Here is a 6,176-nt window from a genome sequence, read left to right as displayed (position 1 = left end):
GTCCCCGGGCGGCGGCGGTCGCCGCGCCCGGGGCGGGCGGCCGGCTCAGTCCTCGATACCCGGCTGGTGGTGACTGGCGATCGACACCCGGTTGAAGGCGTTGATGAGCACGATCGTCCACTCCAGCGCCGAGAGCTGTTCGTCGGAGAAGTGGTCGGCGGCGGCCGCCGTCGCGGCAGCGCGTTCGTCGACGTCGTCCAGGCGTGTCAACGTCTCGGCCAGGCGCAACGCCGCCCGCTCGGCGTCGCCGAAGGCGTCGAGTTCTCGCCATGCGGGCAGCAGGTCGAGCCGCCCCTGCGACACCCCGGCCTCGCGGGCGGCGGGGACGTGGGTGGCCAGGCAGGCCGCGCAGCCGTTGATCTGCGACACGCGCACGTTGACCAGTTCGAGCAGCGCCTCCTCCAGCCCGGCCTCGCGGGACGCCTGCCGGGACGCGACGGCGGTGCGGACGAGCTGTTTGTAGACCTCGCGCTGGGTCCGGTCCAGCTGCGGGACCCCCACGTCAGCCGTCCTCCGCGCCGACCCGGGCGCGGTCGTCGTCGGTGGCGTCACGGTACGCCCCCGCGAACTCGTCGGCGTTCTTGCCGAGGAAGCCCTCCACCATCGAGCACACGGGGACGATCGTCACTCCCTCGTCGCGGGTCGCCTCGACCGCTCCGCGGACGAGCGCGGTACCGAGACCCCGGCCCCCGAACTCCTCCCCGACCACGGTGTGGTGGAAGATGCGCTCCCCGCCGATATCGCGGAAGTCGGCGTGGCCGGCAACCTCGCCGGAGGCGTCCCGGATCTCGAACGCCTCGCGCGAGTCGGAGCGCTCCACGGTCACGGTGGTGCCGTTCTTGTCGGTGTACTCGGTCATCGGTGTCCTCCCCTACTCGGTGGTCCGTGCGCGCGGGTCGGGATTGACCCGCGGCCTGAGCGTGGTGTTGGGCAGTGCGGGCGCGGGCAGCCGGGTCAGACCCTGCGGGTCGTGGCCGATGTAGCCGTCCACGCGGCCGAAGCGGTCGGAGCCGGCCTCCCACAGCTCGCGGTAATGGGCGATCTCGTCGTGCGTCCGCCCGATGAAGTTCCACCACATGATGATCTCCTCGGAGAACGGCGTGCCACCGATGAGGACCGCGCGTCCGGGCGTCGACCCGGTGTTGCGGATGGTCAGCGTGGTCTCGCCGACGCCCGTGTAGGCGAGTTCGGTCACCGCGACGCGCACCCCCTCGAGCGTGAGGTCGCCGCTGTCCGCGAGCAGGCCGTGTTCGAACTCCGGGTCCACGTCGGCGGTCAGCTCGGCGCCGGGGTCGAGCCGGATCTCCGCCGCGACGAGGGGCGTGTAGGTGGGGACCGACGACGACGAGCCCATCAGTGACCCCATGAAGACCTGCATCGATCCGCCCTCGAGATGGACCGTGTCGGGCACGAAGTGGTCGAACCTGCGGCCGCCCACCTCGCGGTGCGACTCGGGGAGCACCGTCCAGAGCTGCACTCCGTGCAGCATGGTGGTGTCCTGGGTCGACACCTCGGTATGGCAGATGCCCGACCCGGCGGTCATGAGGTTGACCTCCCCGGGCCTCACGACGCCGTGGTTGTCGCCGGAGTCGTGGTGGGTGATGTTGCCCTCGAACAGCCAGCTCACGGTCTGCAGGCCGGTGTGCGGGTGCGAGGGGACGTCCATGCCGCCGCTGACGGAGACGTCGTCGGGCCCGTAGTGGTCGACAAAGCAGAAGGCGCCGACGAGGGACCGCTGTCTCTGCGGAAGGGTCCGGCGGACGGTCATCGCGCGCGGTCCGCCCAGGGGGACGTCGCGGGCCGTGATGATCTCCACGGCGGCGCCGCCGGGCCGTGGCCCGTCGGGCGCGCCGCCGGCCTCGCACTCGATCTCCTCGGGCCGGGGGTCGAGGTTGGTCATTCGGCTACCTCCCGCATCTGCTCACGGGCGTCGGCCTCCTGCCGCCGCATCTCGAGCTTCCGGGCGTTGATCTTCCCGCCCAGCGCGAGGACGAGCGCCTTGTCGACCAGCGGCACCGGCAGGTGGTCCAGCAGGCGACGGGTCAGTCCGCGGCGCAGGGCGGCGAGCGGGCCGATCCCCAGGATCCCCGCGAAGGTGACGACGAGGTCGAGTCGACCGAAGTCGGCCCGCACGCGGTCGGCCAGAGTGGAGAGGGAGTCGGGGTCGGTGACGTCCGCGGCTACCGGCGTGATCCCCGTCCCGCCGGCCCCGGTGATGACGACGACGGGAGCGACCGGGTCACTGTGGTCCATACCACGACGGTACCGGCGGAACCGGCCCGGGTGGGGCGCTACCGGCGGCTCAGACCGTGCCCCCGAGGCAGAGCTTGCCGGCCAGTCGGTCGACGTAGCCCAGGACCTTCTTCTCGTTCCCTGCCGCGCCCACCAGAGTGAGCGGGCCGGGCGTCCGGGCGGGCTTGGGCCAGGCCCAGCTGGGCCCGAAGTCGACGAACTCGCCGTGGTACTCGGCCTCGTCGTGGGTCCAGAGCTCGCGCATCGCCTCGAGGTACTCGCGCAGCATTGTGCGACGGCGCTTCGGCGGAACGTTGTGGCCGCCATCTCGTCGAGGTTCCAGCCGTAGCCCACGCCCAGGACGGCCCGGCCGTCGGAGAGGTTGTCGACGGAGGCGATGGTCTTGGCCAGCGTGATGGGATCGCTCTCCACCGGGATGGACACGGCCGTGCCCAGCCGGATGGTCGAGGTCACTTCCATGCGCACTCCCCGGTCTGCGTCGCCACCCCCACCCACGCCGACACCTGACCAGACAGGTGTCCAGCGGAGGCGTGGCGACAGACTAACGCGCGACGACGGCGGTCGGGCAGGCCTCGCCCGGCGCACAGTCCGCGGGGTCACCCGGCTGCGACCGCAGGCGCTGCATGGTGTGGTCCGAGACGTACCGGAAGATCTCGTTGCCCGGCGTGGTGCGCGACAGCGCGTCAGCGGCCAGCAGCACCACCGCGGCGGTCCATGTGCTCAGCTCGACGGGCCACCGTTTGCCGTCCGCGAAGACCAGGCCGGTCCAGTACGAACCGTCGTCATCCCTCAGGTGCTGCATGTTGGTGAACTGCTGCAGCGCCTGCTCGTGCCGACCCGCGGCCTCGAGCGCGAGCACCAGCTCGCATGTCTCCGCGCCCGTGACCCACGGACGGTGGTCGACGCAGCGGATACCGAGGTCGTCCACCACGAAGTCGTCCCAGCGGGAGTCGAGCCGGGCCTGCGCCTGCTCCCCCACCATGACACCGGCCAGGACCGGGTAGTACCAGTCCATGGAGAACTCGTCCTTGGGCGTGAACAGCTCCGGGTGCGCGCGCAGCGCGTGGCCCAGCCGGTCGGCGGCCGCGTCCCAGTCCGGCGCCGTCTCCCCCAGCTCCTCGGCGATCGCGACACCGCAGCGCAGCGAGTGGTGGACGCTCGACGACCCCGTGACCAGGGCCTCCTCGCAGAAGCCCTCGGGGCCGGCGCCCCACCACATCTGCCCCTCCGGGCCCTGGAACGTCAGCACCAGGTCGAGCGCACGCCGCACGGTCGGCCACATCGACTCCAGGAACCCCGGGGTGCCGGTGACCAGGTGGTGGTGCCAGACCCCGACCGCGACGTAGGCGCAGAAGTTCGAGTCGACGTCGCCGTCCACGATCCGGCCGTCCTGCCACTTGATCGGCCACGAACCGTCCGGGCGCTGGGAGTCGCGGAGGAACCCGTAGGCCCGCTCGGCGGCCTCCCACTGGCCGGCGACGGACAGACCCATCGCCGACTCGACGTGGTCCCACGGGTCGGTGTGCCCACCGGTGAACCACGGGATCTCACCGTTCGGCTTCTGGACCGAGGCGATCCACTGCCCGGTGGCCCGGACCGCGTCGGCGTCGAGGACGCCCGGCACGCTGGGCACCGGCCGGTCACCGGCCACCACGGTCACCGGCCCCGGGCGGGACACGCCGTTGTTGTGTGACTGCACGGACGATCAGGCCTCCACGGGCTTGCGCAGGTAGAACACGATCGACTTGCCCATGACCGGGTTGAGCAGCTTCTCGGCGGTGCGTGTGACCCACGGGCCCTTCATGAGGTCCCACACGAGCAGCTTGTGGTACGCCTTCGGCAGCGGATGATCCTCGTTCTCCGTGCCGACCGCGCACTTGAGCCACCAGTACGGCGCGTGCAGCGCGTGGGCGTATCCGGTGCCCGTCACCTCGAGGCCCGCGGCGCGCAGCTTGTAGCCGAGTTCCTCGGCCGTGTAGATCCGGCAGTGCCCGCCCGGGTTGGAGTGGTAGGCGTCCGACAGCTTCCAGCACAGCTTCTCCGGCCACTCCCGCGGCACGGTCACCGCGGCGACCCCGCCCGGCTTGAGGATCCGGACCAGCTCCGCGATGGCCTTCGTGTCCTCCGGCACGTGCTCGAGGACCTCGGAGATGAGCACCAGGTCGAACGTCGCGTCCCCGTACGGCATGGCCAGGGCGTCCCCGGTGACGGCCTCGCCCTTCGACGTGGGCAGGCCCTCGCCCTCGGCCTCCATGGCCGCCAGCATGTCCGCGACCTGCTGCATCTCGTCGGCATTCTGGTCGAACGCTGTGACGTCGGCCCCACGCCGGTAGAGCTCGAACGTGTGACGGCCGAGGCCGGCCCCCACGTCGATGGCTCGCATGCCCGGGGTGACCCCCAGACGGTCGAAGTCAGCGGTCAGCATGCGGCGTCCTCCTGCTCACGGATGTCGTACTCACCGGATTCCGGGAGCACCTCGGGCGCGTCGTCGGTGACGTGCTCGTCGATCTCGGCCTGATCCGGCCCGAGGACCGGCCCCGCCGACAGGTCCGGCAGCGCCTCGCCGCGGACCCGGGCGATCGCCGCCTCGTAGACCTCGACGGTCCGGCGGGCGACGGCCGCCCAACTGTAACGCTCCATCACCCTCGCGCGGCCACCCTTCGACAGCCGGTCCCGTTCGGCGGGATCGGACAGCAGCGCACTGATCTCCCGGGCCAGCGCGTCGACGTCCCCGGGCTCGACCAGGCGGGCCGCCGAGTCGTCCGTCCCGACCACCTCCGGCAGTGCGCCGGCCCGGGTCGCCACGAGGGCGCAGCCACTGGACATCGCCTCCACCGCCGGGAGGGAGAACCCCTCGTACATACTCGGCACGACCGCGATCTCGGCGGACCCCACGAGTTCGGCGAGCTCGTCGTCGTCGACCCCGGACACCAGGTCCACCGCATCGCGCAACCTCAACCTGTCGAGCAGGCGCGACGCCTCGCCCTTCGGCTTGAGCTTGGAGATCAACGTCAGGCGGACGCCCGGGTGTTCCTCACGCACCTTCGCCAGCGCGCGCAGCAGGACGGGGACACCCTTGAGCGGCTGATCGGCGCTCGCCACGCACACCAGACGGCCGGGTTCGCGACGCCGCCCGTCGTGGAATCGGTCGGTGTCGACACCCAGCGGGATCGTGACGATCCGGTCCGGGTCGACCCCGAAGTCACCCGCGATGTCCTCCGCCGAGTTGCTGGAGACCGTGATGATCTCCTGCAGCCTGCGGGAGACGCGGATCTGCATGCCGAGGAAGCCGAACCATCGCCACGTCGTGATCTTCTTGCGGAGCGGGGCCTCCTTCATGGCCAGCGCGCGATCGCGGGTGATGGGATGGTGCACGGTGGCCACCACGGGGAAGCCTGCCTTCTCCAGGTCCAGCAGGCCCGAGCCCAGGCACTGGTTGTCGTGCACCACGTCGAAGTCGTCCAGCCGGTCCTTCAGCGTGCGCGCGGCCCGCAGGCTGAACGTCCGCGGTTCCGGGAACCCGGCGGTCCACATCGTGACCACCTCGAGCACGTCGATGAGATCCCGGATCTCGCGGGGACGCGGCGTACGGAACGGGTTCGCGTCGTTGTACAGGTCCAGGCTCGGCACCTTCGTCAGCGTGGGCCCCGGGTCCAGCTCGGGGTACGGCTGACCGGAGAACACCTCGACGGTGTGGCCGAGTGCCGCCAGCTCACGGCTCAGGTGGCGTACGTATACACCCTGCCCGCCGCCGTGGGGTTTGCTCCTGTACGAGAGCAACGCGATCCGCACGATCGATCGCCTCCTTCTACGGTCATCGGCCCCGCCGTCGCGACTGCCGTGAGTGGCGACGGGCACATCGGGCAAGTCTAGAACACGTTCCCCAGCAGCAAGGACGCGGCCGGGCAGCCGACCCGCCGAAA

7 protein-coding genes and 1 pseudogene are annotated in these 6,176 nt (G+C 71.1%); all 8 read right to left on the bottom strand.

What is annotated here, in order from left to right:
- Positions 1–45: 45 nt before the first annotated feature.
- Positions 46–501 (bottom strand): carboxymuconolactone decarboxylase family protein, encoded by a 456-nt coding sequence (locus HMPREF3086_RS13620; protein WP_070722421.1) that lies wholly within the window; start codon positions 499–501, stop codon positions 46–48.
- 1 nt (position 502) lies between these two features.
- A complete protein-coding gene (locus tag HMPREF3086_RS13615; protein WP_007631837.1) occupies positions 503–859 on the bottom strand; it encodes a GNAT family N-acetyltransferase in 357 nt (118 codons plus the stop codon).
- Positions 860–871: 12 nt separating this feature from the next.
- The gene (locus HMPREF3086_RS13610; protein WP_070722420.1) at positions 872–1,900 is read right to left on the bottom strand and encodes a pirin family protein; all 1,029 of its coding nucleotides are present in this window, start codon (positions 1,898–1,900) and stop codon (positions 872–874) included.
- A complete protein-coding gene (locus HMPREF3086_RS13605; protein WP_070722417.1) occupies positions 1,897–2,253 on the bottom strand; it encodes a hypothetical protein in 357 nt (118 codons plus the stop codon). Before HMPREF3086_RS13605 ends, HMPREF3086_RS13610 begins: the two co-directional genes overlap by 4 nt.
- Positions 2,254–2,362: 109 nt before the next feature.
- Positions 2,363–2,706, bottom strand: a pseudogene (locus HMPREF3086_RS13600) (LLM class flavin-dependent oxidoreductase); the annotation flags it as partial.
- An 88-nt stretch (positions 2,707–2,794) separates the two neighbouring features.
- Positions 2,795–3,913, bottom strand: coding sequence for a prenyltransferase (locus tag HMPREF3086_RS13595; protein ID WP_232302955.1), 1,119 nt, complete (start codon positions 3,911–3,913; stop codon positions 2,795–2,797).
- A gap of 45 nt (positions 3,914–3,958) precedes the next feature.
- Positions 3,959–4,678, bottom strand: coding sequence for a class I SAM-dependent methyltransferase (locus tag HMPREF3086_RS13590; protein ID WP_061228413.1), 720 nt, complete (start codon positions 4,676–4,678; stop codon positions 3,959–3,961).
- Positions 4,672–6,045 (bottom strand): glycosyltransferase family 4 protein, encoded by a 1,374-nt coding sequence (locus HMPREF3086_RS13585; protein ID WP_070722416.1) that lies wholly within the window; start codon positions 6,043–6,045, stop codon positions 4,672–4,674. The genes HMPREF3086_RS13590 and HMPREF3086_RS13585 overlap by 7 nt, the downstream gene beginning before the upstream one ends.
- Between the last annotated feature and the right edge of the window lie 131 nt (positions 6,046–6,176).

Origin of the sequence: Dietzia sp. HMSC21D01, assembly GCF_001815995.1 — a bacterium.
Taxonomy (GTDB): Bacteria; Actinomycetota; Actinomycetes; order Mycobacteriales; family Mycobacteriaceae; genus Dietzia; species Dietzia cinnamea.
The sequence above is the reverse complement of the archived record's forward strand: the minus strand, read 5'-3'. Positions and strand labels throughout refer to the sequence as shown.